Source organism: Octadecabacter dasysiphoniae (assembly GCF_021532615.1).
Classification (GTDB): Bacteria; Pseudomonadota; Alphaproteobacteria; order Rhodobacterales; family Rhodobacteraceae; genus Octadecabacter; species Octadecabacter dasysiphoniae.
Window position 1 is genome coordinate 1 of sequence record NZ_JAKGAQ010000012.1, and the last position, 2,778, is coordinate 2,778.

The 2,778-nt window shown below is 51.6% G+C and carries 1 protein-coding gene; it reads right to left on the reverse strand.

The window, feature by feature from the left end:
* Window positions 1-183 precede the first annotated feature (183 nt).
* Entirely contained in the window at window positions 184-1,971 is a 1,788-nt protein-coding gene (locus L0664_RS18415) for a SulP family inorganic anion transporter (protein ID WP_235227369.1), read from the reverse strand.
* Between the last annotated feature and the right edge of the window lie 807 nt (window positions 1,972-2,778).

Here is a 2,778-nt window from a genome sequence, read left to right on the forward strand (position 1 = left end):
GGTTTGTGAACCGCTATGGCGACGGCGAGGACATCTTTATCGGAGCGAACATTTTGAAAAGATGCGGCTTGCGTGAATTGCGTACCGGTGAAGCGCTTTGCATCCAAATTTTGGAACTTGAAGGGCGTAAATCCGTCTATCGGATTCACGAATGGCCCTCGTGCTGACCTGCTGTTCGAAGGGTTAGCGATTTCGAAGTTCTGGAAAAACCAGAACGATCTCTGGCCCGTTTAATACTTTGGTCAATTGATGGGCCAGAGGTTTTTTGAGGCCGCTTACCAGCAACTGGCAATCCAGCTTTTTCATCAAGTCACATATCTTTTTAAGACCCATGATCGCGGATGAGTCCAGGCCTACGACGTCTCGACAATCCAGTACGAGAAATCGGATGTGCCGGCTTTCGACGTTTGAAAAATCTATCGTGACGCGTTGATATAGCTGATAAATACTGCCGAAGAAGATAAAGCCTTGTAGGCGCAAGACGAGGGAGTGCTCGTTCATTTCGTCGAAGTAAATGAAGTTGTGGCTTCCTTTGTCCCAAATGACGGGGACATCATCCGTGATCGAATTTTGGGCGACGTCCACACGGGCATATTCGAGCATGAACAGAATGGCCGCAGCGATAAGACCAACCGTGACGCCCTGAAGTACCCCGGCAGTGACAGTCACGATGACCATCAGCAGAACAATGCAATACTCTCGGCGGGATATCTTGAAGTAGATGCCGATAATCCATTCATGAAGTAACACCCCACCAATCCACAAAAGGAGCCCGCCAAAAAGTGGAATGGGGATCGTTCCTAACAGCGAAGGTCCGAAAAATAACACCGCAGCACAAACCCCGGCCACGAGCAAACCGACGGCACGGTTGGTCGCACCAAGCTGGTTGGCGAGCAAGGTCATTCCCAAGCCTTGAAATCCGCCGGAACCACCAAACAGACCTGCACATAAGTTGGCAATTCCTGCTGACCTCAATTCGCGATCCAGATCGATATCGCGCATAACCGCAAGTTCGATTCCGCTGGATGCAGACAGAACGGCCATTGCGGTGACGCAGACCAACGCGATCATTTTGGGTGCTTGCGTCCACATTACGTTCCAGTCGACAGCTGCAAATGGGTTCGCCTGATGGGGAAGTGGAAGTGCACCTCCGCGCGGTGGTTCAAAAAGCCACCCGTACTGCTGTAGTTGCGACAGCGGCAAATCCAGGACCCAAATGACGATATGAAATATCACAATCGAAACAAAAATCGAGACTGGTAAAACAAGCGGGCCGCGTCGCGCTGTGGCTGCAACAATAGCGGCAAATGCGACAGCCGGAAGCCATTTGACGAGGCTTACGGGGGCCAGCAACATCGAAGCGGTTTGCCAGGTCAGGGGGGCGCCCAACACAACGGACAAAGCGCCAGATATTATCAAACACCCCATTCCAGCGAGAAAGCCGCCAATCACTGGATAGGGGATGAAGCGTATCAACAGCCCCAGCCTGAATCTTCCCATCACAAAGAGAGCCAGCCCAATGGCCGAGGTCGCGACCCCAACCATAACGATGACAGTCGCCAGTATTTCCGCTTCACTATGGGTCGCAAACATTACCGCATGTATGGATGATGCGATGACGGCAAGGGGAATGACCGTGATCTCTTGGGTCGAGGATACCATGCCCGAATAAGAGCTGGTCAGCGCAATGACGATATTGAGAACTATTGTTCCAACAAGACAGATGCCGATAGCTACGGTGATCTGCGTGCTTAAGACCGAGGAAAAAAGCAGGGCCGCAATTGAAATCGAGAACATCGCAGCAATCACCCCACAAATCAGCCCCGCAGCAAGTGTCGCAGCTATCTGATAAAACAACAGACCGACGCGTTTCATGGCCCGCTGATGGGGGCTGCCTGCGGGGGAGGTGACTACGGGTACAGCGGGCCATTGATTTTCGTCAATAGAGTGCTTGGCTGCATTGTCATCCATCGTTTGTCATCTTTGGCAGCAGCCGCGTTTTATACGTGAAAAATAGCGGATGAGGGACCTTGGCACCTGAATGATCGACCGCTTGGATATCCATTAACGTTCTCCAGAAATGCATCGTAAATTTGATGGGGAAGCTTTGAGTTACCTGAGTTCGAGCACCGCTTTGACTTTAGATGTGTCACTTATCGAAGGGCCAAAGAGACATTTGGCGATTGTTCCAACCGGGTTTGGTGGGTCACCTGTTCCGAGGTTCCGGCAACCTGATCCGCATACTTTTCATTGGAGATAAGGGGCGCATGTCCGCGACACGATTGAAACATCAGACCAGAACTTTGTCTAAAACGTGCAAACATTTGTCTGAAAACGTGTGTCTGGGAGGGTATGCAACCTAAGGGGCCATACAAACAAATTATGCCGATCACTCGTTTCTTGCTCGTCATACTGACTTTGGCTCTGCTGTCGCTTGGCGAAACCTTGCTCGTTAAAATCAGCCGAGAACGATCCGCGTATTAGGCAGTAACTCTCACCCCGACGATCACCTTCGATGAGGGCGTGGCCGGTTTTGTGCCCGGTGATCTTGTGACGTTCTCTGCTCAGCGGGTTCGGCCAGTGTCTATGGGTGAACCGTTCAAGGGTTTGATCTGCGGACACCGCCCGAAATCTTGGCTCCGGCAGGTGTGGCGCAGCCACTGGTTCCAAAAACCTTGGCAACAGACAGTGCGAACATCGATTTTCGGCCAAATGTTTGCCGATGTTGGCCAAAGCCCTGGATCGATATTTCAATCGTGTCGCTGACCTGCGTTTTGT

What these genes read in the sequence shown, in the direction of transcription:
- L0664_RS18415 (WP_235227369.1), bottom strand. Translation starts at nt 1,971, where the DNA reads ATGGATGACAATGCAGCCAAGCACTCTATTGACGAAAATCAATGGCCC.